At 70.6% G+C, this 26,069-nt stretch carries 24 protein-coding genes; 11 read left to right on the top strand and 13 right to left on the bottom strand.

Annotated features, from left to right (window positions below; genetic code table 11):
* Window positions 1-2 precede the first annotated feature (2 nt).
* The 3 genes from ACFKCF_RS00300 to ACFKCF_RS00290 all read left to right on the top strand — a co-directional run bounded on the left by ACFKCF_RS00300 (window position 3) and on the right by ACFKCF_RS00290 (window position 2,653).
* Window positions 3-716, top strand: coding sequence for a class I SAM-dependent methyltransferase (locus ACFKCF_RS00300; protein WP_394489330.1), 714 nt, complete (start codon window positions 3-5; stop codon window positions 714-716).
* A 91-nt stretch (window positions 717-807) separates the two neighbouring features.
* Window positions 808-1,386: an RNA polymerase sigma factor gene (locus ACFKCF_RS00295; protein ID WP_394489328.1), complete on the top strand. Its 579-nt coding sequence runs from the start codon at window positions 808-810 to the stop codon at window positions 1,384-1,386.
* Window positions 1,379-2,653, top strand: a complete 1,275-nt coding sequence (locus tag ACFKCF_RS00290; protein WP_394489326.1) for a CU044_5270 family protein — start codon at window positions 1,379-1,381, stop codon at window positions 2,651-2,653. The genes ACFKCF_RS00295 and ACFKCF_RS00290 overlap by 8 nt, the downstream gene beginning before the upstream one ends.
* Window positions 2,654-2,789: 136 nt before the next feature.
* Here ACFKCF_RS00290 and rocD read toward each other — a convergent pair whose 3' ends face one another.
* The 3 genes from rocD to ACFKCF_RS00275 all read right to left on the bottom strand — a co-directional run bounded on the left by rocD (window position 2,790) and on the right by ACFKCF_RS00275 (window position 5,413).
* Window positions 2,790-4,004 (bottom strand): ornithine--oxo-acid transaminase, encoded by a 1,215-nt coding sequence (gene rocD / locus ACFKCF_RS00285; RefSeq protein WP_394489323.1) that lies wholly within the window; start codon window positions 4,002-4,004, stop codon window positions 2,790-2,792.
* Between the two features lie 2 nt (window positions 4,005-4,006).
* Window positions 4,007-4,804: a dimethylargininase gene (gene ddaH / locus ACFKCF_RS00280; RefSeq protein ID WP_394489321.1), complete on the bottom strand. Its 798-nt coding sequence runs from the start codon at window positions 4,802-4,804 to the stop codon at window positions 4,007-4,009.
* Window positions 4,805-4,927: 123 nt separating this feature from the next.
* Window positions 4,928-5,413, bottom strand: coding sequence for an Lrp/AsnC family transcriptional regulator (locus tag ACFKCF_RS00275; protein ID WP_394489319.1), 486 nt, complete (start codon window positions 5,411-5,413; stop codon window positions 4,928-4,930).
* A 91-nt stretch (window positions 5,414-5,504) separates the two neighbouring features.
* Between ACFKCF_RS00275 and ACFKCF_RS00270 the strand changes: the two genes are divergently transcribed.
* Window positions 5,505-7,850 (top strand): GH1 family beta-glucosidase, encoded by a 2,346-nt coding sequence (locus tag ACFKCF_RS00270; RefSeq protein WP_394489317.1) that lies wholly within the window; start codon window positions 5,505-5,507, stop codon window positions 7,848-7,850.
* Window positions 7,851-7,865: 15 nt separating this feature from the next.
* On the opposite strand, the gene ACFKCF_RS00265 is transcribed toward ACFKCF_RS00270, so the two are convergent.
* On the bottom strand, window positions 7,866-9,038 hold the full coding sequence (locus ACFKCF_RS00265) for a hypothetical protein (RefSeq protein WP_394489315.1): 1,173 nt from the start codon (window positions 9,036-9,038) through the stop codon (window positions 7,866-7,868).
* A 78-nt stretch (window positions 9,039-9,116) separates the two neighbouring features.
* Here ACFKCF_RS00265 and ACFKCF_RS00260 point away from each other — a divergent pair, with 78 nt between their 5' ends.
* Window positions 9,117-10,259: an isopenicillin N synthase family dioxygenase gene (locus ACFKCF_RS00260; protein WP_394489313.1), complete on the top strand. Its 1,143-nt coding sequence runs from the start codon at window positions 9,117-9,119 to the stop codon at window positions 10,257-10,259.
* Between the two features lie 37 nt (window positions 10,260-10,296).
* Here the strand turns inward: ACFKCF_RS00260 and ACFKCF_RS00255 are convergent, their stop codons facing one another.
* From ACFKCF_RS00255 to ACFKCF_RS00245, 3 genes are all read right to left on the bottom strand, one after another.
* Complete coding sequence (locus tag ACFKCF_RS00255) at window positions 10,297-11,682, bottom strand: glycoside hydrolase family 16 protein (protein ID WP_394489311.1); 1,386 nt, start codon at window positions 11,680-11,682, stop codon at window positions 10,297-10,299.
* Between the two features lie 108 nt (window positions 11,683-11,790).
* A complete protein-coding gene (locus ACFKCF_RS00250; protein ID WP_394489309.1) occupies window positions 11,791-12,594 on the bottom strand; it encodes a vWA domain-containing protein in 804 nt (267 codons plus the stop codon).
* 53 nt (window positions 12,595-12,647) lie between these two features.
* Entirely contained in the window at window positions 12,648-13,595 is a 948-nt protein-coding gene (locus tag ACFKCF_RS00245) for a hypothetical protein (protein WP_394489307.1), read from the bottom strand.
* A gap of 441 nt (window positions 13,596-14,036) precedes the next feature.
* Here ACFKCF_RS00245 and ACFKCF_RS00240 point away from each other — a divergent pair, with 441 nt between their 5' ends.
* On the top strand, window positions 14,037-15,200 hold the full coding sequence (locus tag ACFKCF_RS00240; RefSeq protein WP_394489305.1) for a methyltransferase domain-containing protein: 1,164 nt from the start codon (window positions 14,037-14,039) through the stop codon (window positions 15,198-15,200).
* Window positions 15,201-15,772: 572 nt separating this feature from the next.
* On the opposite strand, the gene ACFKCF_RS00235 is transcribed toward ACFKCF_RS00240, so the two are convergent.
* The 3 genes from ACFKCF_RS00235 to ACFKCF_RS00225 form a co-directional block, all read right to left on the bottom strand.
* Window positions 15,773-16,168 carry a RidA family protein gene (locus tag ACFKCF_RS00235; RefSeq protein ID WP_394489303.1) on the bottom strand — a complete coding sequence of 132 codons (396 nt, stop codon included), beginning with the start codon at window positions 16,166-16,168 and terminating at the stop codon, window positions 15,773-15,775.
* A gap of 565 nt (window positions 16,169-16,733) precedes the next feature.
* A complete protein-coding gene (locus tag ACFKCF_RS00230; protein WP_394489301.1) occupies window positions 16,734-17,456 on the bottom strand; it encodes a DUF5941 domain-containing protein in 723 nt (240 codons plus the stop codon).
* Complete coding sequence (locus tag ACFKCF_RS00225) at window positions 17,453-18,970, bottom strand: CDP-alcohol phosphatidyltransferase family protein (protein ID WP_394489299.1); 1,518 nt, start codon at window positions 18,968-18,970, stop codon at window positions 17,453-17,455. Before ACFKCF_RS00225 ends, ACFKCF_RS00230 begins: the two co-directional genes overlap by 4 nt.
* Before the next feature lie 140 nt (window positions 18,971-19,110).
* Here ACFKCF_RS00225 and recO point away from each other — a divergent pair, with 140 nt between their 5' ends.
* The 4 genes from recO (at window position 19,111) to ACFKCF_RS00205 (ending at window position 23,286) form a co-directional block, all read left to right on the top strand.
* Entirely contained in the window at window positions 19,111-19,845 is a 735-nt protein-coding gene (gene recO / locus ACFKCF_RS00220; protein WP_394489297.1) for a DNA repair protein RecO, read from the top strand.
* Window positions 19,842-20,615, top strand: a complete 774-nt coding sequence (locus ACFKCF_RS00215; protein WP_394489295.1) for an isoprenyl transferase — start codon at window positions 19,842-19,844, stop codon at window positions 20,613-20,615. Before recO ends, ACFKCF_RS00215 begins: the two co-directional genes overlap by 4 nt.
* A gap of 241 nt (window positions 20,616-20,856) precedes the next feature.
* Complete coding sequence (locus tag ACFKCF_RS00210; protein ID WP_394489293.1) at window positions 20,857-22,482, top strand: ABC transporter permease; 1,626 nt, start codon at window positions 20,857-20,859, stop codon at window positions 22,480-22,482.
* A 42-nt stretch (window positions 22,483-22,524) separates the two neighbouring features.
* Window positions 22,525-23,286: a phosphotransferase family protein gene (locus ACFKCF_RS00205; protein WP_394489291.1), complete on the top strand. Its 762-nt coding sequence runs from the start codon at window positions 22,525-22,527 to the stop codon at window positions 23,284-23,286.
* A gap of 34 nt (window positions 23,287-23,320) precedes the next feature.
* Here the strand turns inward: ACFKCF_RS00205 and ACFKCF_RS00200 are convergent, their stop codons facing one another.
* Together ACFKCF_RS00200 and ACFKCF_RS00195 are read right to left on the bottom strand one after the other, a co-directional pair.
* Window positions 23,321-24,175, bottom strand: a complete 855-nt coding sequence (locus ACFKCF_RS00200; protein WP_394489289.1) for an LLM class flavin-dependent oxidoreductase — start codon at window positions 24,173-24,175, stop codon at window positions 23,321-23,323.
* 296 nt (window positions 24,176-24,471) lie between these two features.
* On the bottom strand, window positions 24,472-24,876 hold the full coding sequence (locus ACFKCF_RS00195; RefSeq protein WP_394489287.1) for a winged helix-turn-helix transcriptional regulator: 405 nt from the start codon (window positions 24,874-24,876) through the stop codon (window positions 24,472-24,474).
* 65 nt (window positions 24,877-24,941) lie between these two features.
* Between ACFKCF_RS00195 and ACFKCF_RS00190 the strand changes: the two genes are divergently transcribed.
* Window positions 24,942-25,334, top strand: a complete 393-nt coding sequence (locus tag ACFKCF_RS00190) for a YybH family protein (protein WP_394489285.1) — start codon at window positions 24,942-24,944, stop codon at window positions 25,332-25,334.
* Window positions 25,335-25,614: 280 nt separating this feature from the next.
* On the opposite strand, the gene ACFKCF_RS00185 is transcribed toward ACFKCF_RS00190, so the two are convergent.
* Window positions 25,615-25,890, bottom strand: coding sequence for a hypothetical protein (locus ACFKCF_RS00185; RefSeq protein ID WP_394489283.1), 276 nt, complete (start codon window positions 25,888-25,890; stop codon window positions 25,615-25,617).
* Between the last annotated feature and the right edge of the window lie 179 nt (window positions 25,891-26,069).

The following is a 26,069-nucleotide window of genomic DNA, read 5'->3' as shown; positions in this document are numbered from 1 at the left end:
GCATGCACAAGGATGATTACGCCGCCGCCGTGCCCTTCTACGACCTCTGGCACGAGGACGGGCACGTCCCGATGGTGCGGGAGCTTCTTCCCCTGCTGCTGAAGGAAGTGCGGCGGAGCGTGCTCGAGATCGGCGCGGGCACCGGCCTGATCACCGAACTGATCGCCAGGGAGACGCCGGCCGAGATCTACGCCCTGGAGCCGTCGCTGGGCATGCGTTCGGTCCTGATCTCCCGCCTGGCGTCCGACCCCTCGACGCTGCGGCGGGTGACCGTGCTGCCGTACGGGGCGCTCGACGTGGAGGTGGACGAACCGGTCGAGGCGGTCGTGATGATCTCCGTCCTGCAGAGCTTCGACGCGGAGGAGCGGGCCACGCTGTGGCAGGTGCTGACCAGGCAGCTGGAGCCTGGCGGGCGGCTGGTGTTCAACTGGCGCGAGCGGTCCGCGCCGGTGCCGGGTGATCTCGAGATCATGGGGTCGTACCAGGTCGGCAGGCACGCCTACGAGGTGGCCGGGCAGGTGCTGGAGGCCGAGGGGGAGAGCGTCACCACGCGCTTCGTCTACCGGATCAGGCAGCACGGCGTGGCGATCAGCGAGGACGAGGTGGTCCTCACCAACCACTGGCCCACCCGGGAGCGGCTGGTCTCGGAGCTGGAGACCGCGGGCTTCACCCCGGAGCCGGCTCCGGAGGGCATGGAGGTGTGGCGCCTCCCGTAGCCAAAAGAAAAGTGGAACCGCCCTCCGGCGTGCGGCCAACAACAGGGTGACCGCATGAGAGAGGACCGGCAGAGTGGTGGGTGTTCAGGATGTGCCTGAGACGCTGGATGACTCGACGCTGATCGGGCATTCGCTGGCCGACCCGGAGAGCTTCGCGGCGCTGTTCGACCGGCACGCCGACGAGATCCACAGGTACGCGGCCCGGCGCCTCGGGAGCGAGCTGGCCGACGACGTGACGGGGGAGGTGTTCCTCGTCGCCTTCCGCCGGCGGGCGCGTTACGACCGCTCGTGGCCCGATGCCAGGCCATGGTTATACGGCATCGCGACCAAGGTCGTCGCCCAGCATCGCAGGGCCGAACGGCGGCGCACCGCCGCCATGGCCAAGGTGAGCGTGGAGCGCCCCGGCACGTTCGACGACCGCAGCGCGGATCGGGTGACCGCCGAGCAGCTCCAGCCCAGGCTGGCCGGGGCGCTCACCCGGCTCAGCGCGGGCGAGCGCGACCTGCTGCTGCTCGTGGCCTGGGCGGATCTGACGTACGAGGACGCGGCGCTCGCGCTCGGCGTGCCGGTCGGCACCGTCAGGTCCAGGCTCCACAGGCTCCGCGTCAAGGTGCGCAGGGCTCTCGGCGGCATCGATCCCTTCGCAGCAGAGGAGCCCCAGCATGGATGAGGACGAGATCCGCACGTTCGCCGACGGCCGGCCCGCCGTGCCGCCGTACGGGGCCGAGGCCAGGGCCACAGCGCGGGAACGGCTGCTGGCGGAGGCGCGTGGCGGGGGCCGCTTTCGCCTGCCCAGGTTCGGCTGGCAGGCCGCGGCCGCGTTCGGCGTCACGGTCGCCCTGGTCGGCGGGGTGGCCGTGGCCATGACGAACCAGGGCCACAGAGGCACCGGCCCCGCCACCTCGGTGATCCAGTCGGCCGCCGTGTCGTCGTCCGACGAGCTGGCCCCCCGTCCCGGCCAGTTCATCCTGATCGAGTCCGACACCATGTACGGGGCGATGTCGGCCGCACAGGACGGTCAGACCACCCGCCACCTCTACCGGAACCACAGGAAGATCTGGCAGTCGGTGGACGGGAGCGCGAACGGCCTGCTGCTGATCGAGGGCCGCGAGCCCCAGCCCTGGCCGGGCGAGCGGCTGCCGGCGGACGCCAAGGACTGGGAGGGCTCCGACTGGCACACGCTGCCGTCCTGCCCGTCCCAGCTGGGCGAGCACCGCACCGACTACGCCTACCTGAGCACGCTGCCGACGGACGTCGCCGGGATGCGGGCACGCCTCTACCAGATGCCCGCCGCGGCGGGCGAAGCCAAGGGCGACGAGAGCGACCGGGCCGCCTTCGACCATCTGACCGACCTGGTCAGGGAGACGTACCTGCCGAAGGCCCAGCGCGACGCGCTCTTCGAGGCGGCCAAGTCGATCGCCGGCGTCCAAGTGGCCGAAGGGGTGGAGGACTCGGCGGGCCGCAAGGGGCTGGCGCTCGGGCGGGTCGACCCTCAGGGGATACTCAGGCAGGCCATCTTCGACCCGGTCACGCACGTGTTCATGGGGGAGCGGCAGACGGTCGTGGACGACCGGCTCGCCCGGGCTCCCAAGGGAAGCGTGCTGGCGCTGACCGCCCAGTACAACGCGTCGGTGGTGGACGTGCTGCCGCAGGCGACGCTGTCTGGCAATGCGGAGGCGGTGGCCTGCGCCCCGTCCAGCGCCGAGCCCGTCGCGAGCCCGGGGGCACCCGGCGACGGTGCCGTCTCGGAGCCGGTGCCGACCATGACGGTCACGCTGGAGGCGACGAGCGACCCGGCCGCGGGGGAGCCGGTGCCGACGATCAGCCTGGAGCCGTCGGGCACGCCGGCGAAGCCGGAGCCGACGGAGAGCGTGGAGCCCTCGCAGGTGCCGGCGCCGACGTCGGTGACAGCGAAGGCGTCCCCGGCCGGCAAATGACCACCTGGTCGGGCGACCGGGCGCCGTAGCGGCGCCCGGCCCCGTGCACCGGAGGAGCGTCTCCCTGGACAGGGCCCGGCCACGTGCGGTGGTTGGGCCCTGCCGTGCTCTGCCGTAAAGGATCTCGAAAGCGCGGTCAGGCGGTGTCGAGCTCGTAGAGCGCGTCGGCGAGCTGGTTGACGGCCCAGACCAGGTCCTCCTCGGAGACCACGATGGGCGGGGCGAGGCGGATCGTGGAGCCGTGGGTGTCCTTGGCGAGGACGCTCCGCGCCATCAGCGCCTTCGACACCTCGCGCCCGGTCGCGAGCTCCGGGTCGATGTCCACGCCGGCCCACAGCCCGCGCCCGCGCACCTCCACGACCCCCTTGCCGATCAGCTCGCGCAGCCGGGCGTGCAGCACCTCGCCGAGCTTGGCGGCCCGGGCCTGGAACTCGCCGGTGTTCAGCAGCTCGATGACCGCGATGCCCACCGCGCACGCCAGCGGGTTGCCGCCGAACGTGGACCCGTGCTGGCCGGGCTGGATGATCCCGAGCACGTCCCGGTTCGCGGCGATGGCCGAGACCGGTACGACGCCGCCGCCGAGCGCCTTGCCCAGGACGTAGATGTCGGGCACGACCCCTTCGTAGTCGCACGCGAACGTCTGCCCGGTGCGCCCCAGCCCCGACTGCACCTCGTCGGCGATCATCAGGATCCCCTGCGCGGAGCAGAGCTCCCGGATCTCGCTCAGGTACCCGTCCGGCGGCACGAGCACCCCGGCCTCGCCCTGGATGGGCTCGACCAGCACCGCGACCGTGTTCGGGTCGACCGCCCGCCTGATCGCCTCGGTGGAGCCGTACGGCACGAGCCGGAAGCCCGGCGTGTAAGGCCCGAAGTTGTCGTGTGCCTCCGGGTCGGTGGAGAAGCTCACGATCGTGGTGGTGCGGCCGTGGAAGTTGCCTTCCATCACGATGATGTTCGCCTGGTCGGGCTCGACGCCCTTGACCTCGTAGCCCCATTTGCGGGCCACCTTGATGGCGGTCTCGACGGCCTCGGCGCCGGTGTTCATGGGCAGGACGAGGTCCTTGCCCGTGAGATCGCCGAGCCCGGCGCAGAACTGCGCGAACTGGTCGTGGTAGAACGCGCGGCTGGTCAGGGTCAGGTTGTCGAGCTGGTTGCGGGCGGCCTCGATGATCTTCGGATGGCCGTGGCCGAAGTTGAGCGAGGAATAGCCGGACAGGCAGTCCAGATATCGCTTGCCCTCCACGTCGGTGACCCAGGCGCCGTGCGCCTCGTGGATCACGACGGGAAGCGGATGGTAGTTGTGCGCGCTGCGGCGCTCGCTCATCTCGATGAGCTCTGCGCTGGTGGTCATGGTCAGTTCTCCCCCCTGATCTCCAGTGTGCAGCACTTGGGTCCGCCGCCTGCCTTACGCAGCTCCGACAGGTCGACGGGGATGACCTCGTAACCCCGCCGCTTGAGCTCCAGCTGGAGGTTCGACGCCTCGGCGTTGATGATGACGTTCCTGCCGTCGCTGACCGCGTTCAAACCGAGCACCTCGGCGTCCTCGGCGGTCGCGATCACCGCGTCGGGGAACAGCTTGCGCAGCACCCTCCTGCTGCCCTCGGAGAACGCCTCCGGGTAGTACGCGACGTTGCGCCCGTCGAGCGGGAACAGCGCCGTGTCCAGGTGGTAGAAGCGCGGGTCGACCAGCGTCAGGGAGATCACCGGGCGGCCCAGGAACTCCTGCGCCTCCTGGTGCGCCACCACGTCCGTGCGGAAGCCCGTGCCGGCCAGGATGACGTCGTCGAGCGTGAGGAAGTCGCCCTCGCCCTCGTTGACGTGCGCCGGCTCGCGCGCCGGGTAGCCGCGCTCGGTGAACCACCGCAGGTAGGCGGGGCCCTCGGGGCCGCGCTCGGCGTGGGCGAACCGGGCGCCGTAGACGTGGCCGTCCACGACCAGCGCGCCGTTGGCGGCGAAGACCATGTCGGGCAGCCCCTCGATCGGGTCGATCAGGCTGACCTGGTGTCCGAGCTCCTCGTACGCCGCCTTCAGGCCCTCCCACTGCCGGACCGCCCGGTCGCGGTCCGCGCCGGCCTCGGGATCCATCCACGGGTTGATCGCGTACTCGACCGTGAAGTAGTCCGGACGGCACATCAGGAAGTGTTTGGGCATGCAGGTCTCCGTCGACGTTTGTGGGTGGATGTCCTTTTCGAAGGGACGGAGACAGCCTAAGAATGCATGTTTATGCAGGCCAAGTGTTTGGCATTGCGTGTTCGCGCAGGTCTGTTGCGTCTTTCAGACCTGAGCCTGCGATCCGTTGCGCGGCTCCGGCACGGCGGTGCCGGGAGGTGCGTCCACGAGCCGCGAGAGCACGATGGAGCTCTTGGTCCGCACCACGAACGACTGCGCCGCGATGCGCTCGATCACCCGCTCCACGTGGCGCACGTCGGTGGCCCTGATGTGCAGCAGCGCGTCCGCCTCGCCCGTGATCGTGGCCGCCCCCACCACCTCGGGGAACTTCGCCACGGCCAGCGCGATGTCCGACGGCTTCGTCTTGCCCTGGCAGAACAGCTCCACGTACGCCTCGGTCGTCCACCCGAGCGCCTGCGGCGCCACCCTCGCGCTGAACCCCGTGATAGCCCCCGTCTCGCGCAACCGGTCCACCCGGCGCTTGACCGCCGACGCGCTCAGCCCCACATGGTGTCCGATGTCCGCGAAGGTCGCGCGGGCGTCCTCGACGAGCGCCGCGATGATGTCACGATCGAGCCGGTCCAGTTCCACGCGCTCTGTATACAGCCTGGCCAGGCTGGCGCGCGACGAGCGGCACGCGGGAGACTAAGCGGGCAAACAGTCATCGGAGGGTTCCGCCAGAATGAGCACCGCAAGCTTCCCCGAGGGTTTCGTGTGGGGAGTCTCTACCTCGGCCTTTCAGATCGAGGGGGCCACTTCCGCCGACGGTCGCGGGCCGTCCATCTGGGACGTCTTTTCCGCCGACCGCGCCGAGGCCTGCGACCATTACCACCGCTATCCCGAAGACGTGCGGTTGATGAAAGACCTGGGAATGGCCGCCTACCGATTCTCGGTGAGCTGGCCGCGGGTTTGCCCCGACGGCTCGGGCAAGGTGAACGAGGCCGGGCTCGACTTTTACGACCGGCTGGTCGACGCGCTTCTCGCGGCCGGCATCACGCCTTATGCGACCCTTTATCACTGGGATCTGCCGCAGGCGATTGAGGAGCTCGGCGGCTGGCCGTCCCGCGACACCGCCCGCCGTTTCGCGGACTACGCCGCCGCCGTGCACGGCCGGCTCGGTGACCGGGTCGACACCTGGTTCACGCTGAACGAGCCCTGGGTGGCGGCTTTCCTGGGATACGGCGACGGGAGCCACGCGCCGGGCCGCAAGTCGGCCGCCGAGGCGTTCAGGAGCGCCCACCACATGATGCTCGCGCACGGGCTGGCCGCACAGGCCCTGCGCTCCGGCGGGGCGGCCCGGGTCGGGACGGTGCTCAACATCTCGCCCGTCCTGACGCCCGCCCAGGTCAGCGACTTCGACAGGCCGCTGTCGGAGGAGGACGCCGAGGCCGTGGCCAGGATCGACGCCCTGGCCAACCGGCAGTTCCTGGAGCCGATGCTGCGCGGCTCGTACCCCGCCGAGCTCCTGCCCGTCATCGAGCGCAACGGCGGCCTCGGCCACGTCCACGACGGCGACCTCGACATCATCGCGCAGCCCCTCGACCTGCTCGGCGTCAATTACTACTCGCCCTCGGTGGTGCAGGCGCAGCCCAGCGAGCCCGCCGCCCCGGCCTTTCCGGGAAGCGAGGGCGTGCTGTTCTGCACGATTCCCACGGCGGTCACCGCGATGGGCTGGCCGATCGTGCCCAATTGCCTTTCGCTGGTGCTCCGTCGCCTTTCCACGGAATATCCGGAGCTCGACCTGATGGTCACCGAGAACGGCGCCGACTTCGTCGACGTGGTGACCGGCGACGGCATTCACGACGTCGAGCGCATCAGTTTCATCGAGGAGCATCTGCGGGCCCTGCTGTCGGCCGTCGCGGACGGCGCCCGCGTTCGCGGATATCTCGTCTGGACCCTGCTCGACAACCTGGAATGGACCGAGGGCTACCAGCGGAAGTTCGGCCTCGTGCACGTCGATTTCGCCACCCAGAAACGGCGGCCGAAGGACAGCGCGCTGTGGTACCGCGACGTCATCCGGCGCAACGGCCTGGTCGAGACCCGGCCCAAGCGGCCCACGCTGGAAACCGTCGCCGCCCGCACCGGCGTCTCCCGCGCCACCGTCTCGCGGGTGGTCAACGGCGAGGCGTCGGTGAGCCCCGAGGTCCGCACGGCGGTGATGCGGGCCGTCAAGGAGCTCGGCTACGTGCCCAACGCCGCCGCCCGCAGCCTGGTCACGCGGCGGACCAACGCGATCGCCCTCGTCCTTTCCGTCCCCAGGCAGGGCGACGCGCTGACGGCCGCCGTCGTCCAGTACGCCACCAGCATGCTGGAGGGCGCGGGCAAGCAGATCACGCTCATGCTGGCCGACACGGCCGAGAGCCATCGGCGCATCGTCCAGCAGGCGGAGGCCCGGCTGGTGGACGGCGTCGTGCTGCTGCCGCCCGACCGGGGCGACACGCTGGCCGAGCGGATCTCGCGTACGGACGTGCCCATCGTGCTCCTCGGCAAGCCGGCCGTCGCCTCGCTGGTGCCGTACGTGGACGTGGACAACGTCGGTGGCGCGGCCGCCGCCACCGAGCACCTCCTCGCGCGGGGGCGCCGCCGCATCGGCATGATCTGCGGTCCGATGGACCTGGTCGCCGTCCAGGACCGCCTGGCCGGGCACCGGGCGGCGCTGCAGCGGGCGGGCGCGCAGCCGCTGCTGGCCCTGGCCGACCTCACCCGAGCCTCGGGCGCGGCGGCGGCCCGGCAACTGCTCGGCGACGAGCCGGCGCTGGACGCCGTGTTCGCCGCCACCGACCAGCTCGCCATCGGGGCGCTGCAGGCCGCGCGGGAGCTGGGCCGGCGGGTGCCCGAGGACCTGGCGATCGTGGGCTTCGACGACGTCGACGCCGCCTCGGCCACCACGCCCGGGCTGACCACCGTGCGGGTTCCGCTGGCGGAGCAGGCGCTGGCCGTCGCGCGGCTGCTGCTGTCGCGGCTGGAGGGCCGCCACACCACCTCCGTCGTGGTGCCGACCCGGCTCGTGGTCAGGGAGTCCAGCTGAGCCTCGCACCCGGCCTCAGGAGCGGGTACGGCGGTGGAGGACGATGCGTTCGGCCCAGCTGGCCGCCTCCGGGTCCCGCAGGCCCTCCACCACGCCACCCAGATACGCCGTGGCCAGGCTGTCGAAACCGCTGTCCAACCGGCGCAGCCGGCCGGCCCTGCGCCGGTCCACCGCCTGCAGGTATTGGGCGATGCTCTCGGCGTACCCGGCGTCGTGCTGGTAGGCGGCCTGGGCGGCGGCGCAGGCGCGGGCCTCGACGTCACGCTTGGCCCGCAGCTCCCGTAACCGCTGGTCGTTGGGGTTGTGCATGCGCCGCCCCAGGTCGGCGGCGATCAGGGCGGTGGCGATCAGGAGGGCCAGGAGCAGGATCATGGTGGGCACCTGGCTGACCCCCTCCGAGGTGGGCCCGATGTCCTGGCCGTCCACGACCAGCGGCTTGACCAGGGCGTCCCGGCGCAGGACGGCCACGGCGACGATGAGGCCGAGCCAGACGAGCGCCACCCCGGCCAGCAGCCACCGCCCCTTGGCCGGGCTGCCGTGCTCCTGCCACGACCGGAACGCGCGACCGTACATGTGCGGCGCCACCAGCATGATCAGGGCGGCGCCGGCCGCGAGCAGCGCGGTCATCGCCACGCTGTCGCCCCAGTTGAGGATGACCTGGTAGAGGATGGGCACCTCGACGATCAGCAGGAGCAGCAGGAGCAGCGCGGCGGGCAGCCAGCGGCGGACGACCGGCCAACGGCTGCCCGAGATCGCGATGGAGCTCGGCCGCCCGTCGCCCGGCCGCCGGCTCGGCTGCTCCAGCTCGGCGACGTGGCGCTGGCTGTCGTCCAGCGCCTTGCGCGCCTCCCCGAACGCCCGCCGCGACTCGGCGAGCCTGATCTTCTGCGACTCGAACTCGGCGCGGGCCCGCTGGATCTCCTGCTCGGTACGGTCCTCGATCTCGGCCAGCTCGGCCAGCCGCTCGTCCTCCAGCTCGTGGAAACGCGGCACGCTGCCGGTCTGGAGCGTGAGCGTGTCGATCTGGCCGTCGGCCGCGTGCCCCCGGCCGAGCTCGCGCTCCTCGTGGCGGCGCCGCGCCCAGTCGGGCAGGTGGTAGAGGTCGCCGTCGTACGCCACGGCAGGCGTGATGCGGGTGACCTGGCCAGGCTCGGCGTCGTCGTCCTGCTTCCGGCGAATGAAGCGCATCAGGCCTCCTACCGCAGGGTCCTGCTTTCGATTGTGCGTCAGCGGGCGGAGGGAGGGGACGGATGTCAAAATGGCGGCGTGAGCGAATTGCCGGTGATCGACGTCTCGCCCCTGCTCGCCAACCCCACCGACTCCAGCGACCCCAGCAATCCCGCCGACCGCAGCGCCGCCCCCACCACCGCCGACCCCGCCGCCATCACCGGCTCCGCGGCCACCGGTCCTGCGGGCATCGACCCGGTGGCCACCGGTCCGGCGGCCACCGGCCCGACTGCCACCGGCCCTGGGGGCACCGGCCCGGCCGTCACCGGTCCTGCGGATGCCGCCGCTGACCGTGCCAAGCGTGCTGTGGCGGAGGCGATCGGTGAGGCGTGCCGGGACAGCGGCTTCTTCTACGTCTCCGGCCACGGCGTGCCGCCGGAGCTGACGCGCCGGCTCGACGCCGCGAGCAGGCGCTTCTTCGCCCTGCCCGAAGAGGTGAAGGCCGAGATCTCCATGGAACGGGGAGGCAAGGCCTGGCGCGGCTTCTTCCCGGTCGGAGGCGAGCTGACCTCGGGGCGCCCCGACCTGAAGGAGGGCATCTACTTCGGCGCCGAGGAGCCGCCGGTCCCGGTGCCGTTGCACGGCCCGAACCTGTTCCCCGCTCAGGTGCCCGAGCTCCGCGACGCCGTGCTCGACTATCTCGGCACGATGACCAGGCTCGCCCAGGCCGTCATGTCGGGGATCGCTCTGAGTCTCGGCCTGGACGAGGACTACTTCCGTTCCGGCTACACGGCCGAGCCGACCGTGCTTTTCCGGATATTTCATTATCCGCCCGCGCCGCCGGACGACCCCGACACCTGGGGCGTCGGCGAGCACACCGACTACGGCCTGCTGACCCTCCTCCTCCAGGACGCCAACGGCGGCCTCCAGGTACGCACCCCGCGCGGCTGGATCGAGGCCCCGCCCCTGGAGAACACCTTCGTCTGCAACATCGGCGACATGCTCGACAAGCTCACCGGCGGCCACTACCGCTCGACCCCGCACCGGGTGCGCAACCGCAGCGGCAACGAGCGCCTGAGCTTCCCGTTCTTCTTCGACCCCGGCTGGGACAGCGAGGTACCGCCGCTGCCGTACGCCCCTGGCCATCGCTGGGACGGCCAGGTCGACTTCACGGGCACCTACGGCGAGTACCTGCTGTCCAAGGTCTCCAAGGTCTTCCCGAGCCTTTTCGAGACCCTCTGAGCGCCTCAGCCGGCCGAGCCCTCAGCCGGCCGAGCCCTCAGCTGGTCGCGAAGGTGAACCAGTTGACGTTGACGAAGTCGGCGGGCTGACCGCTGCTGAAGGTCAGATAGACGGTGTGCGTTCCGGTCACCCCCGAGATGTTGGCGGGCACCGTACGCCAACTCTGCCACCCGCCCGTGTTGGCGACGGCGAAGTCACCGATGGGAGCGGCGGTGGGGCTGTCCAGCCGGACCTGCACCAGCCCGCTCACCCCGGCCGAGGCCCCGGACGCCACCCTGGCCCTGAATTGGCGGGCGGCCTCCGTCCCGAAGTTCACGCCGTCGAAGCGGAGCCAGTCGCCGTTGGCGATCGCCCCGACGTTCTGGCCGCCGCCGGTGTCCGTGGTGGTTTCGACGATGGTGCCCGACTGCGCCTGGTACTGCTCGGCCTGGATCGTCGAACGCGCGTCCACGCTCCCGGGCGGGTTGGTCGGAGGGGTGCCGCTGCCGCTCTGCCACACCGCCACGTAGTCGACCAGCATCGGCCGCCCCGGCACGGTCGCCGCCGTGGGCGTCTGGCCGCCGAGCGCGTTGGGGAACGCCCCGCCCATCGCCACGTTGAGCAGCAGGAAGTAGCCCGCGTGCCCCGTCATGTTCGACCAGGTCGCCGCGTCGAACTGCGACTGGCTCACGCTGTGGAACTGCTGCCCGTCCACGTACCACCGCAGCTGGTTGGGGCTCACGCTGCGGTCCCACTCGAAGCGGTAGGTGTGGAAGGCCGCCTGGCACGTCGAGCTGGGGCAGGCGCGGTTGGCGCCGAGGCCGGTGGTCTCCTGACACGGCCCGCCCGGGTTGACGCCGCAGTGGAGCACGCCCCAGACCGCGTTGATGCCGTTGACGTTCTCCATGATGTCGAACTCGCCGATCCCCGGCCAGTTCCAGTAGTTGCCCCGGTACGGCGCCCCGAGCGCCCAGAACGCCGGCCAGTAGCCCAGCGCGGCGTCGCCGGTCACGTTCGGCATCTGGATGCGTCCCTCGATGCGCAGGATCCGGCCGTCGGCGGGCTTGAAGTCGGCCCGCCTGGTCTCGATGCGCGCCGAGGTCCACTCGCCCGAGCCGCTGCGCTGCGGCGTGATGCGGAGGTTGCCCCCGCCGTCGAGGCTGAGGTTGGAGGTGCTGGAGGTGTAGTTCTGGATCTCGCCGGTGCCCCAGTTGGCCGGGCCGCCGGGGTAGGAGTGCCCCGTGTCGACGATCCAGTTGGCCGAGGAGGGCAGCGTGTTGGCGGCGCCGTCGAAGTCGTCCGACCAGACCAGTGACCAGCCGGACGGGGTGGGCGGGACGGCGGCCGAGGCGCCGACGGCCACGTTGACGAGCAGGCCGCTGAGCGCCGCGAGCGCCACGGCCACCGCCGCCAGTCGGCGCCGGTGCCGGATGGCTGTTGTCATCGTTGCTCCATGGGGGGTGGGGGCGTTGAGAGAGAGCGCTCTCTGAGCCGATGTCAACACAGCCTTTACCTACTGTCAACGCTGAGAACTCGTGAGGAGCGCGCTCTCCTAGAGAAGATCCACCGTGCTCGCGCCGGACGCCTCGAAGGCCTCCCTCCAGAAGCCTTCGAGCAGCGGGAACCGGTCGGGGCTCGACGTCTTCTCCCGCAGGAAGCCGTGCACGACCACCGCGTATCCGGCCAGGTCGGGCAGCAGCCGGGCGTCCCGCAGTTCCTTGATCTTCTGCTTGCGGGCGCCCTCGCTCAGGTCCAGCTTGTTGATGTTCAGGTCGCCCCGGTTGTTGATCAGATCGCTGAACACGATGAGCCGGTGCGGCTTGTCCGGCTGCCGTCGCGCGCCGAGCTGTTTGACCACGTACCGCAGGGCTCCCAGCACGTCCGACCCCTCGCCCTCCGCCGGGCAGTCGAACAGCTTCACCGCCCTCGGCACCACCTCCGTGATCCGGTGCGCCCTGACGCGGTCCTCGACCACGGGGTTGTCGTTGGGGTTCTCGGCCTGGGTGGCGGCGATGGACACCGGGTCCTGGCGGCAGGCGCTGCTCTCCGAGCTGCCCGTGACGGCCGCGAACCCGATCCAGTCGCAGCCCTGGGCGAAGGCGGGCAGCTTGGAGGTGACGTCGTTCCTGGAGGTGGCGGGGTCGGCGTAGCTGGTCGAGTCCACGATCACGCCGCAGACCGCCTTGGCCTCGGTCCCGCACGCCGCGACGGTGGCGGCGACCAGGAGAAGCGCCGCCAGCACCGCCCCGCCGGCCCGGCGTAAGGCCGGCCCGGGCGTAGCCTGCGCGCCAACGCCGCCGGGCTGCGAGCCACGCGCCTGGGCCCCGTCGTCGCCGTCACGCTCCTCGGCCCTCACACGCCCTCCTCTCTACGCTCCTCGGCCCTCACGCGCCCTCCTGTCCACGCTCCTCAGCCCTCACCCGCCTCCTGTCCACGCTCCGAAGCGCGATCGTCCTCGGCATCCCGCGCGTCGCGGTCCTCCGGGACACCGGGATCGTCCGGGACGCCGGGATCGTCCGGGACGCCGGGATCGTCCGGGACGCCGGGATCGTTCGGGACGCCGGGATCGTCCGGGACACCGGGATCGTTGGGCGGCGGCGGGGAGAGCTGGCGGCGCGTCCCTCCCGGCAGCTCCCGGGGCATCACCTCGGCGTGCCACACCTCGATGCGGTCCTCGACCTCCCGCAGGATCCGCGCGATCTCCTCCCGCCCGGAGATCGCCGTGGCGGTCTCACCCGTGGCGCCCATCGCGATGACCTCGCCCTTCCACAAGGACGGGATCTCCTCCCTGCGCGGATGGGCCCGCAGCACCCCGCCCTTGTACGCGGCGATGAGCTGCTCGGCCCTGGCGTGCACCGCCTCCACCTCGTGGTCGCGCTCGATCAGCGCGCTCTCCCACTCCTGGGTGAGGTGCTCGATGCGGGCCCTGGTCTGCTGCACGCCGGCGTTCGCCTCCTCCACCACGGCCCGCCGCCGCGCCTCCGCCCGCCGCGCTCTCGCCTCCGCGATCGAGATGAACGCGTCCGGCGCCTCCTCGCCATCCTCGCCAGGGACGTGACCGTTGGCGGTGGCCGGCTCCGGACGCGTGTCACTCCTGGCCAGCTCCCGCAGGATCACCTCGCGCGCCCCCAGCGCCCGCTCCAGGATCGCGGTACGGGTGGCCGCCAGCCGCCGATCGACCTCGGTGACCTGCTCGCGGGCCAGGGCCCGGATCTCGGTGACGTAGGCGGGCTGGAACTCCGGATCGGTGAACTCGCCCAAAGGATGCTCCCGGGCGTCCCGCATCCCCCGCCGACGCGCTTCCTCCCGCTCGGCCGGCGGATCGCCCCGCTTGAACAGCCGCGACAAGAACGCCATGCGCGTCTCCTGGCTCCAGCCGGATCCGTGTCCCTGCCCCCAGGCTAAACGGCCACTTTCCGGAATGGCGGCAATGTCACCGTCCGCGCATCGCTCATGGCCTGCGACGGATGAGCTTCATAACTCATAGTAAAAGTCACCCCAGCCGCAGTCGTGGACGGCGAGGTCGTGCGGGAAAGCCCGACGATGAAGCTCTCGCGGGGCCCGGATAGTCGCGCATCGGCGGCCAAACAGTTACTGAGCATCGTCGGAACTGACACTTGCCCATGCCGATACGTAGTCCTACGGTCACGGTGAGAAGCCATTCTGGGAGACGGGAGGCCCCGGCGTGGGCAAGCACGAAGGTGACAAGAAGAAGGACAAGCCCTTCAAACCGGAGCCGGTCAAGCCTCAGCAAGGTGACACAAACCCGAGTGGCGGCCAGCACGGCGGTAATAAGAAGTGACACCGCTGAACGTTGGGCAGCGGATCGAGCAGATGATCGCGGAAATTCCGCCAGCCGCTCAACGTAGTGAACGAATCTTCGATGCGATGCGGGCTGTGCCCCGCCATCCCTTCATCCCCGTGTACGCGCAAGCCCTTCTCGGCGCCGCAGAGGTCGAGCAGATCATCGACCGTGGCGCCGACCCGGAGACGTGGTGGAACGCCGTCTACAGCGACTCCGTCATCGTCACCCAGGTCAGCGACGGGGCAGGCGAGATCATGCCAGGCTCGCACGACCCCACCTCCTCGGCATCCGCGCCCAGCACGGTCGCCGACCTGCTGGGATGGCTGGATCCGGAGCCAGGACAGAGAGTGCTGGAGATCGGCACCGGCACCGGCTGGACCGCCGCGCTGCTGTCGCATCTCGTCGGTGAGCACGGGTCGGTGACCTCGATCGAGGTGGACGAGGCGGTCGCCGAGCAGGCGGCCAAGAACGTGGCCGCGGCCGGAGCCCAGCCACACATGATCATTGGTGACGGCGCGAAGGGCTGCGCAGGCCGGGCGCCGTTCGACCGAGTTCACGTCACGTGTGGCATCCGCACGGTGCCCTATACCTGGGTCGAGCAGACCAGGCCGGGCGGCGTGATCGTGCTGCCGTACTGTCCAGGACTCGGAAACGGACACGGGCTGCGGCTCACCGTGATGCCGGACGGCATCGCCCATGGCCGGTTCCTCGGTTTCGCGGCGTACATGATGATGCGCTCCCAGCGCCCGCCCGATGCCATCCCGGACGACGGCAACGGCCGGGATCTCACCACCCGGATCGACCCGCGTACGATCGCTTACGCTCCCGCAGGTGCGTTGCTTGCGATGGCCGCCCTCACGGGCTTGCAGGTCACCTTCAAGGGGGAGGGCGACCAGCTCTTCCTATGGGTGATGGACCAGAGCGATCCTGGCGTGTGGACGCTGATCACCTACGCGCCCGGTCATAAAGAACATGAGGTCTACCAGCTCGGCGACCGTCCCCTGTGGGACGAGGTCACAGACGCCTACTTCCGCTGGGTGAGCTGGGGAGAGCCAGGTCGCGACAGATTCGGCATGACCGTCGCACCCGATGGGCAACGGATCTGGCTCGATGCCCCAGGGCACGCGCTTCAGTGTCCATTGCCACGCGAAAGCTAGGTTGCCCGAATCGGGCGCTGAGGTCGAGATCCATCGGTGTTGTGGGCAGCGCGAGGAAAGGATGATGCGCTCGCTGGGCAGCCCGGGAATCAATATCCGCGGCAGATCCGCCAGGCTGAGGCTTGACTACCGCAGCACACGCCGCCGCATGCCGGATTTGGCCGGCGGTTCTGGCCCGATCGAGGAGTGGGGCGGTGTCCTACGGCAGGTCGTCGGGTTGCCGTTCAGCGGTGTCGCGTCCTGGCCGACGGGTTACGACTTGAACGCCAGCGCCTGCTGCCGGTGTGGGCCGACGGCGTTACGCGGGCAGGCTGGTGGCCTGGGCCAGGGAGAAGCTCCAACTCAGGCTGGAGATCGTCAAGCGCAGCGACGAAACTGCTGGGTTCGTCATCTTCCCCGTACGCGGGTGGTGGAGCGGACGCCGTCGTGGATCTGTCAGCGTCGGTGCTGCGTCCGCGATTACGAACGCTTGTCCGAGCATCACGAAGCCATGGTGCTCGGGGCGATGATCATTGTCATGGGACGGCGATCCACACGACGTAGATCGTCTTAACGATGGTGGTTACAGCCGCTCAGCCCGCCGCCACCACCTCGATCTCCACCAACCAGTCACTCGCGAGGGTCTGTGCCACGATCGCCGTCGTGGGCACCCGCCGTCCACCCAAGGCAGCCACCCTGGCCTTCGCATTCGCCTCAGCGTAGGAAGGATCACGCAGGTAACTCGTGAGCCTCACGATGTTGTCCACACTCATCCCTGCCTCGGCGAGAATCACCCGAAGATTCGCCCAGATGAGCTCGAGCTGTTCTTCGAGCTTCGTGCCGGGGACGCCATCGGAATCCAGCCCCATCGTTCCCGCGATGAACAGAAAGCGAGACGGACTCCGCACCTCGATCGCGTGTACGAAGTCATCGGTGGCGGCGTAGACACCCTCAGTCGGGTTGTGAACGATCATTTCCATGATCGCCATCCTGCTCCCCTGCAGAGCTCACCCCAAGAGCCAATCTGACGCGATTGGTCCTCGTCGCAAGACGAGATCTCGCCCGGCCACCAAGATCAAGCGGGCTGCTCCCGATGGGTAAGCACACCTGCGAGCAGTTTGTCCACGGGCGCTGAGACCGGTGTGCGCCGGAACCCGCACGGGCCTGCGGCTTAAGGGACGCTCAGGCGCTTAGAGCGCCTTTCCTGCTCGGCATTCTCCCGCTCCCCAAAGGGAGCAATCCCCTGCCTTCGAGCTGATGGGGCGGCAGCCTACGGCAGGTCGTCGGTTTGCCGTTCAGCGGTGTCGCGTCCTGGCCGACGGGTGGCCGGAGGCGGGTCGGTCTGGGTGGGCGTCAGTCGGCCCATCGCCTCGTCGGTCAAGGGGCGGGTTGCGCGATGGTGCCGCAGGCGCGGGGTTTGCGCCGGAAGGCGCCTCCATGGGGACGCCTGAGCCCCGAGCGCGAAGTGCTCCCTCGGGAAGCCCTTCGTGCTCGGGGCGGGCGTCAGCAGGCCCACGTGGTGATTGGGCAACGGGCGGGTGGCCCTTGGCCCACCTAGCCCTTGTCGGCCTCGCCGGTGGCCTGTTCGAGCTGGTCCTCGGGGGAGGCCTCGAGATCCTGCTCGGCGTCGGCGCCCGCCTGGGCGGAGGCCTTGTCGAGGCGCACCCAGCTTGTCACGCTCTCCACCGCGAACAGCACGAAGAGGTACGCCGTCAGCACCGCCAGCACGGGCGTCAGGATGCCGAGCGCGGCGCCCAGGCCGATGACCAGCAGGCGCAGCTCCCAGCCCAGACCCGCGTGGAACACCCAGGCGGGCGGCCAGATGCTCTGCCGGGTCCGGTAGACGGTGTCGTACGTGTGGTAGCCCACGACGTAGACGAGCACGAACAGCAGCCACTTGGGCGCGCCCGCGGCCAGGCCGATGCCGATCATGGCGAGGAACTCGGCGCCGCGCAGCAGCGGCGGGGTGAGCCAGTCGAAGCGGCCCAGGTGGTCGCGCGGCGTGGTCGGCAGCACGAGCAGCAGCGTGGTCGCGACGGGCAGGAGCAGGATGGGGCCGCCCTGGTCGAGCAGGCCGGTGACCAGGAAGGCGACCACGACCAGGAGCGCCACGAGCGTGGCGGGCACGGGCGCCAGGCCCTTGCCGAGCTTGCCGGCGAGGGCGTGGGCGAGCGGGCCGTCGTCACGGTAGGCGAGCAGGCGGGCGGTCTGGATGCGACGGCGTTCCTCGTCGGGGTCCGGCGTGGGGGTGGCCATGGCCTGCGGTTGGGTGATCATACGAGCGACCTCATGAGGCGTCCGGTGAGCGTGTAGGCGGCGGCGACGGAGCCCCAGATCACCAGGGTGATGAAGGTGATCCGGGCGTCGAAGAGGGCGGCGGTGATCGCGATGGCCGCGAACCGCTCGCCGATGGGGAAGACGATCATCTTGCGGGCCCAGTGGACGGCGCGGAACTTGCCGGCCTTGGTCCACATCTTGAGCACGCCACGCAGACCCTGGCTGCGCTCGACCTTGCGGCGCGTGAGGGCCTGACGCAGGGGACGGTCGTCGGGTGCGTCCAGTGCCAGCGTGGGCAGCGGGGACGGGGGCTTGCGGCGGTTGGAGATGCCGAAGGAGAAGTCGAGCAGGTGGCGTACGGACTGCAGGCCGATCGCGGCCAGCGCCAGGATCCAGATGTCGTCACTGTTGCCGGAGACGACCCAGCCGACGGCCAGCCCGGCGAAGACGACGTACTCCTTGAACCGGTCGAACGTGGCGTCCAGCCAGGCCCCCAGCACGCCGAACTTGCGCGCGTAGCGGGCGACCTGCCCGTCCACGCAGTCGAACACGAACGCGAAGTAGATCAGCACACCGCCCAGCACCATCCACGGCCGGTCGCCGGTGGCGAAGCAGGCCGCGGCGGCCACGCCGAGCGTGATCGAGATCAGCGTCACCTGGTTGGGCGTCAGCCCGCGCCGGGCCGCCCAGCGGGCGATGAAGCGGGAGTAGGTGGAGACGAAGTAGGTGGTGAAGAAGCCGTCGGCGCCCTTGACCGCGTTGTTGAGCTTGGCCCGGTCCTCGTCCATGCCGGCCATCTCGGTGCCGGCCTCGTTGACCTCTTCCTGGGTCGTGACCCGGCGGTAGAACAGGTCGCGCCGGCCTCTGATGCCGACCGACACGCCGTTGCGCACCAGGCCGAACACGATCAGCTGCAGCAGGTCGTCGTCCTCGCCGAACGTGTCGGCCATCGCGGCCAGCTCGCGGCAGGTCTGCGCCAGCATGGGCGCGTTGCGCGCGCTCAGGTGCAGCGGGCCGAGCAGGACGGCGTTGGGCCTGGTCACGGCATGGCGCGCGGTGCCCACCGAGATCACGCGCGACTTGCCGACGCGCGAGCGGACGGGCAGCCCTTCGAGGCGGCCGAGGCCGATCTCGGGCTCCGCCTCGTCGATCGGGACGATGTCCTCCTGCGCCTGCGCCTCCTCCTCTGTCACCTCCGGCCGCGGCTCTTTGGCGACGAGCGCCAGCGCGCCGCGCTTGGCCTTGGTGATCTGGTAGATCAGCTCGTCGTGGATGACGGAGTTTTCCGGGATGATGAAGAGGTTCTCCGTCGCGGTCTCTGCGACGTCGGCCAGCGCGCGCAGGGCGGCGGCCACGTCGCCTGACTCGATCGTGGCGAGCCGCGGATCCAGGGAAGTGAGCTGGCTGCGCAGGCGTTCGGCCACGGTGGGATTGCCTGGCAGCGCGGCCAGCCTCAGGCCGGTCGGAGAGGTGTCGGGGCCGGGCGAGGCGCCCAGCAGGACCACGCGGGTCATGACTCCCTTTCGAGGCGGTAGCGGGGGGTTGAACAACGGGTAATCCGGGGACAGACGTCAAAGTCTAGTGAGGGTGACGTAAAGTCGCGTCACCAGAGCATGCCCGTAACGGCGCTTCGGTGCGGCCGTAAGATGTCCGAGTGAGTCTCTACCGTGACGAAGGCGTAGTTCTCCGCACACAGAAGCTCGGTGAGGCCGACCGCATCGTCACCATCCTGGCCAAGCGCACCGGCAAGATCAGGGCCGTGGCGAGGGGCGTGCGCCGCACGAAGTCCCGCTTCGGCGCCAGGCTGGAGCCGTTCACGCATGTCGACCTGCAGCTCCACACCGGCCGTACGCTCGACGTCGTCACGCAGGCGGAGACCATCAGACCCTACGGCGAGACCTTGGCCGCCGACTATCCCCGCTACACAGCGGGCAGCGCGATGCTGGAGACCGCCGACCGGCTGACGCACGGGGAGAAGGAGCCGGCACTGCGGCAGTTCCTGCTGCTGGTGGGCGGGCTGCGCACGCTCGCCGACCGCGACCACGAGGCCCGGCTGGTGCTGGACGCGTACTTCCTGCGCTCGCTGGCCGTGGCCGGCTACGCACCCGCGCTCGACGCGTGCGCCAAGTGCCGGGCCCCGGCGATCAGGGCGTTCGCCATCGTCGCGGGGGGCGTGGTGTGCGGGGCCTGCCGCCCGGCCGGCTCGGCCGTGCCCGCCGGGGAGACGATCGGGCTCATGACGGCGCTGCTGCGTGGCGACTGGGCCACCGCCGACGCCTCGGAGCAGCGCCACCGGAGCGAGTGCAGCGGGCTCGTAGCCGCATATCTGCAATGGCACCTCGAACACGGAATACGCTCTCTCCGACACGTCGAAAGGGAGCCTGTGTGAACGTACGACCTCCGACCCCGCATCCGTCGGGCGCGACGCCCCCGCCAATCCCGCGCGACCTGGTGCCCAAGCACGTCGCCATCATCATGGACGGCAACGGCCGCTGGGCCAAGGCTCGCGGCCTGCCCCGCATCGAGGGGCACAAAGCGGGCGAGTCCTCGCTGTTCGACGTCATCGAGGGGGCGCTCGAGCTGGGCATCCCCTATCTGAGCGCGTTCGCGTTCTCCACGGAGAACTGGCGGCGCTCGCCCGATGAGGTCCGCTTCCTCATGGGGTTCAACCGCGACGTGATCCGGCGGCGGCGCGACGAGCTCAACGCCATGGGCGTGCGCGTCCGGTGGGCGGGCAAGCCGGGGCGGTTGTGGAAGAGCGTCATCTCGGAGCTGCAGGCGGCCGAGGAGATGACGGTCGGCAACCGCAAGCTGACGTTGCAGTTCTGCGTCAACTACGGCGGGCAGGCCGAGATCGTCGAGGCGGCGGTCCGGCTGGCCGAGGACATCGCGGCCGGACGGGTCAAGCCGTCCAAGGTCAACGAGAAGGTGTTCGCGCGCTACCTGGACGAGCCGGAGATCCCCGAGGTGGATCTGTTCGTGCGGTCGTCCGGGGAGCAGCGCTTCTCGAACTTCCTGCTGTGGCAGTCGGCCTACGCCGAGATGGTGTTCCTCGACCGGCTGTGGCCCGACTTCGACCGCAGGGATCTGTGGGAGGCCTGCGAGATCTACGCCAAGCGCGACAGGCGCTACGGCGGGGCGCTCCCCAACCCGGTCTGACCGGCCGCTTCCACTTCTACGGCCCCTGCGGCAACGCACGGCCACTTCTACGGCCCCCGCGGCAACGCCCGGCCGCTGCGCCCGCGCCCAGCTCGACGTGCTCGCCGTCGCTGGGCGACCGGCCTCTCACCAGCCCCGACCCCGAAATCCGGGACCGGGGCCGGCTGCTTCCTATACGCGGGTATAGCGTGCTGTTCATCGGAACAGTTGGCTGTACTGGTGAGTAGGAGCTGATGGCCGAATGGCTGACGCACGAAACGGCGGGGCAGGGGCTTTCGCGGGCACCGGCCACCTCGTCCGCCTGGCGCTGCGCCGCGAGCGGGGCATCGCGCCCTGGTGGATCCTCCTGATCGTGACCCTGGCCCTGGCGCTGGTGTCCTACGTCAACCGGGCCATGGGCACGTACGAGCTGAAGCTCACCTACGTCGAGCTCGCCACCAGGAACGTCTTCCTGCGGGCGCTCGGCGGCGGCCTCATCGAGCCGCGGCTGGAGGTGATCGCGACATGGCGCAGCGGCGGGTTCCTGTACGTGGCGAGCGCGCTCGCGGCCCTCATGTCGGTCGTCCGCCACACGCGCAGGGAGGAGGACGAGGGGAGGACCGAGCTGGTCCGCTCCGGCATGGTGAGCCGCCACGCGCCCCTGACCGCCGCCCTGCTGGTCGCCGGCGGCATCAGCCTGGCCGGCGGGGTGCTGACCGGGGCCGTGCTCGTCGGGATCGGGTTCGAGCCTGTCGGGACGGTCGCCTACGGGGCCGCGATCACGGTCGCGGGCTGGGTGTTCGGCGCCGTCGCCGCGGTGGCCGCGCAGCTCGCGCGCAGCGCCCGCACGGCCACCGCGATCAGCCTGGCCGCGCTCGGCGCCGCCTACGTGATGCGGTACGCCGGTGACGCGAGCGGACAGTACTGGCTGAAGGCGCTGTCGCCGATCGGCTGGAGCCACCTGGTGCGGGCCTACCAGGACGAGCGGTGGTGGCTGCTGGGGGTCTCGGTGCTGGTCAGCGTGGTCCTGTACGCGGTCGCGTACCGGCTGCTCGGCCGCCGCGACCTCGGCGAGGGCCTGCTGCCCGAGCGCCTGGGCCGGGAGTCGGCGCCGGAGCTGCGCGGCCCGGTCAGCCTGGCCTGGCGGCTGCACCGCGCCCTGCTGGCCAAGTGGGCGGCCGGGGTCGCGTGCTTCGCCATGGCCGGAGCGGGGCTCAGCCCTCTCGCCCAGGACCTGCTCTCGCGGCCGAGCATCGTGGTGCGGAGCATCACGAGCGTCCTCGGCGTGTCCGACATGGCCACCACGCTGGGCGCGTACTCGTGGTATCTGATCCTCATCATCGCGTACGCCGTCGCGCTCTACCCGGTGCTCATGACGTTGCGGCTGCGTTCGGAGGAGACCTCGGGCCGCGCGGAGACCGTACAGTCCACCCCGGTGACCCGCCTGCGCTGGGCGGCCGGCCACCTGGTCGTGACCGGGCTCGGCACGGCGGCGCTGATGGCCGTCGCCGGGCTCGTGTTCGGCACGCTGTACTCGCTGCTCGTCGGCGATCTCGCCCGCGACCTGCCCGGCTTCCTGGGCGGGGCGCTGAGCACCGTCCCGGCGGCCTGGTGCGTGGGGGCGGTCTGCATGCTGGCGTACGGGCTGCTGCCGAGGGCCGGCGTGGCGATCTCCTGGATCGTCTGGCTCCTGACCGCCGGGCTCGGCAAGATCGTCAGCCCCCTGTACGGGCTGTGGCACGGGACCCCGTTGGAGCCGTTCCACTACATCCCCAACCCGATGCTCGGAACGCCCTTCGACCTCCGCCCTGCCCTCGCACTGACGGCCCTCACGGCGCTGCTCGTCGGCGCCGCCCTCATGGCTCTGCGCCGCCGCGACTTCGGGTGATTGGTCTAGCATGGCGTCCCATTCGACAAGATCGGGGGACGGATGGGCGGCCATTCCATCGAGTTGCGGTCCGACGTGGTGATCAAGCGATATCGGTCGTCGGGCCACGGTGAGCCCGAACGCGAATGGCGTGCCCTGGAGCTGCTGGGCGAACACCGTCCCGGCCTGGCCCCGGCGCCGGTGACCGCCGAGCTCGAGGCCGAGCCGCCGACCGTGGTGATGTCCCGCCTGGACGGCACGACGGTGAGCGGGGAGATCGCGGGGAAACTCGTCGACGCCCTGGCCGAGGCCATCACCGGCGTCCAGCGCTCGATCCCGTCCCGGGCGCTCGACCGGGTGCCGGCACGTGCCGGGCACCCGGTCTATCTCCTGCAGAAAGTACGCGAATGGGCGGCGGCGGCCACGCCCGAACCCGCGACCGCCGAAGCCCTCCGCGCGGCCACGGACTGGGTGGCCGGGCCGGGCCTGGAGCGGATGTTCGCGCAGCCGGGCACCCCCGTGTTCGGCACCGGTGACGGGAACCTGGCCAACTACCTGTGGGACGGCACCAGGGTCCGGGTCATCGACTTCGAGTACTCCGGGCGCAGCGACCGCGCTTTCGAGCTGGCCGAGGTCACCGAGCACATCGCGGTCTGGGAGAACGATCCGGCCGGGTTGACCGCCGTGCTCGACCGGTTCGAGCTGACCGCCGAGGAGGCGGCCAGGCTCACGGAGTGCCGGCGGCTGATCGCGCTGTTCTGGCTGCTGCGCTGCCGCAGGGAGATCCGGCCCGCGCAGGCGGACCGGATGCTGGCCCTGCTGTAGGCCTCCTCAAAGGGCACCTCTCAAAGGGCACCTCTCAAAGGTCGCTGACCACGTCCGCGAGCCGGTCCACTTGACCCGGATCGCGGCCGTAGCAGTAGAGCATCACCTCGTCCACGCCGAGCTCCGCATACTGCGCGACGCACTCGCGGATCTGCGCGGGCGTGCTGAGCATCCCGGCGACCATCCGCTCCGCCATGCCGGTGAACTCGTAATAGGCGCCCATCGCCGTACGGGCCTCGGTGACGACGTCCTCGGAGCCGAGCGCGACGTTGACCTGGGCGACGATGCGGGGCGCGCCGGAGCGCCCGGCCTCCCGCCAGAACCGCCGGACCGTGTCGATGAGCCCGCCGGCCCACGACGGCGCGGCGGCGGCGAGGAACCCGTCGCCCCAGCGCGCGACCCGCGCCAGCGCGGCCGGCTGGAAGCCGCCGAAGAGCACCTCGGGCCCTCCCGGCCGGGCCGGGAGCGGCCCGATCATGCCGGCGCCGCCACCGTACGGCTCGCCGGACCACAGCCGCCGCATGACGGCCATCTGCTCGTCGAGCCGCCGTCCCCGGGTACGGAGGTCGGTGCCCGCGACCAGGTGATCGTCCTCGCGGCCGCCCACGCCGAGCCCCAGCACCAGCCGCCCGCCGGAGATCCGGTCCAGGGTCGCGGCCTGCTTGGCCAGCAGGGCGGGCTCACGCAGGGGCGCGAGCAGCACTTCGGTCTGCACGCGTACGCGGGTGGTGGCCCCGGCGACGAGGGCGAGGGCGATCAGCGGTTCGGGGTTGTCGTAGACGAGCCGGTCGAGGAGACCAAGGGTGGTGAAGGGGCCGGCATCAGCGCGCCGGGCCCAGTCGAGCAGGGCCGCGGGGTCGCTGATGGGCAGGCCGAGACCGACGTTCATGAGGTACCTCCGTGAAGGGGCATGCGGAATCGATGCCGCCCCTCCAGGACCTCCACGACGGGGGAGGCAGGGCTCCCGTTCTGCGGCGCACTTCTGGGGAGCTCCTGATCAGAGTGATCCTCACTGTAGGGCACCCCGCCGCCCGGACAAAGCCGGCACTCACCCGCGACCGCTCCCGGCCGCGTCGTCCAGACCTGGCGGAGCACCCCGCTCGTGGCCACCTTGGGCTGGGCACCCCGGTCGTGGCCGCCTTCGGCCTGCGCGCCCCGGTCGTGGCCGCCTTCAACCCGGGCGCCTCAGTCGTGGCCGCCTTCGGCTTGGGCACCCCGCTCGTGGCCGGTTCCAACCTGGGCGCCCCAGTCCCAGAGCGCCTGGAGGACGGGCCCGAGGCGGCGCCCGCGCGGAGTGAGCCGATAACTCGTACGGGGCGGCCACCCGGACCTCCGGCGACGTTCGAGCACCCCGGCCTCGGCCAGCTGCGCCAGCCGATCGGACAGCACCTTGTCCGACAACTCCGGCAGCGCCCGGCGAAGCTCCGTGAACCCGCACTCACCCCGCAGCAACTCGCGGATCACGAGAGTCGTCCACCGCCCCCGCAGTGCCGCGAGCGCGATCTCCACCGGGCACGACGGATCCGGCTCGGTGACCTCAGCCCGAGGATCATCGGGCAGACCGGGGTGGCCAACCGTTTGGTGAGTCACGAGGGCGCCTCCTAGCGTTGCCGCATCCACCCGATTTCTACCTCCCGGAAGGACGTGCATCGACGATGCGCCAACTCGCCGAACACCCCGAGGACGTGCCCGCCGTGTTCGCCGACCGTTTCAACACCGGCGACCCGGCGGCCGTGGGGGAGGTCTACGAGAGTGGAGCGGTGTTCGTACCCGAGCCCGGCTCCCCGCTGACCGGCCCGCAGGCACAGGCCGCCAACGCCCGCTTCATGGCCCTCGGCGTGCCGATCACGGTCCGGCCGCGACACGTCTACACAGCGGGGGAGCTGGCCCTGTTGATCGTGGACTGGATCATCGACGGCGTGGACCGGGACGGGCAGCACGTCCACCTCGAGGGCACCGCCACCGACGTCGCCCGCCGCGGCGGGGACGGCCGCTGGCGGTACGTCATCGACAACCCTTTCGGCGTCCGCTCGCCAATCGATGGCTGAGGCCGGAACGCCGACGCCTCGGAGGTCAGAGATGCGTCTGGTCCGGCGGGATGCGAAGGTTGCGGCCCCTCATCCGCATGAGTTGCAGAAGGCTGAAGCCGGCGCCGCGACTGCAGCAGCCGTCGGTGATCCCCTCGCTGATCAGATCAGCCGTATCGCGGGTCGTGATCCCGATGCGACGTGCATTCCTGCGCGTCGCGGTCGTCAGTGATCCAGTATGAGCCGACATATTCCGCCCAGTTATGAATCACGTGGCAAGTCTGCGCCTCTCCCAGATGTTTCAACGGCTCGTACCGGGTGCCGCCGAAACTGCACGCCTGATCCGCTCGACTTGATCGACTTCTAGGGGGTCATCGATCTCAATGGGCTCGCCCAGCCATCCGTCCACAGCAATCTTGCCGAGATCGGGATAGAAGCGCGCAGACCGGGTCGCCTCATACGCTATGGCATCCGTCCATTGCCCCCGCTCGCGAAGGATCTGACGCAGCAGCGGAAGACTGTCCACCGAGGCGAAATTGCACAGCACCGTGCTGTCGGGGAACCAGTACCAGCTCATGACTCGGGGGGAGAGTCCTCTCTCATGTCGCTGATGGCCTCCCGCAACGTATCGGTGTCGACGCCGATCAGATTCGCGTACGGCGCGCCTCAGCGGGAGGACCGAGCTTTCCCCCTGGGTCTCCGGGGCTTCCCGAGCTTCCCCCGGCCTTCCCCGGGCCCCCGGGCTTCCCTCGGGTG

The organism is Nonomuraea sp. JJY05 (assembly GCF_043496855.1).
GTDB lineage: Bacteria > Actinomycetota > Actinomycetes > Streptosporangiales > Streptosporangiaceae > Nonomuraea.
The sequence above is the reverse complement of the archived record's forward strand: the minus strand, read 5'-3'. Positions and strand labels throughout refer to the sequence as shown.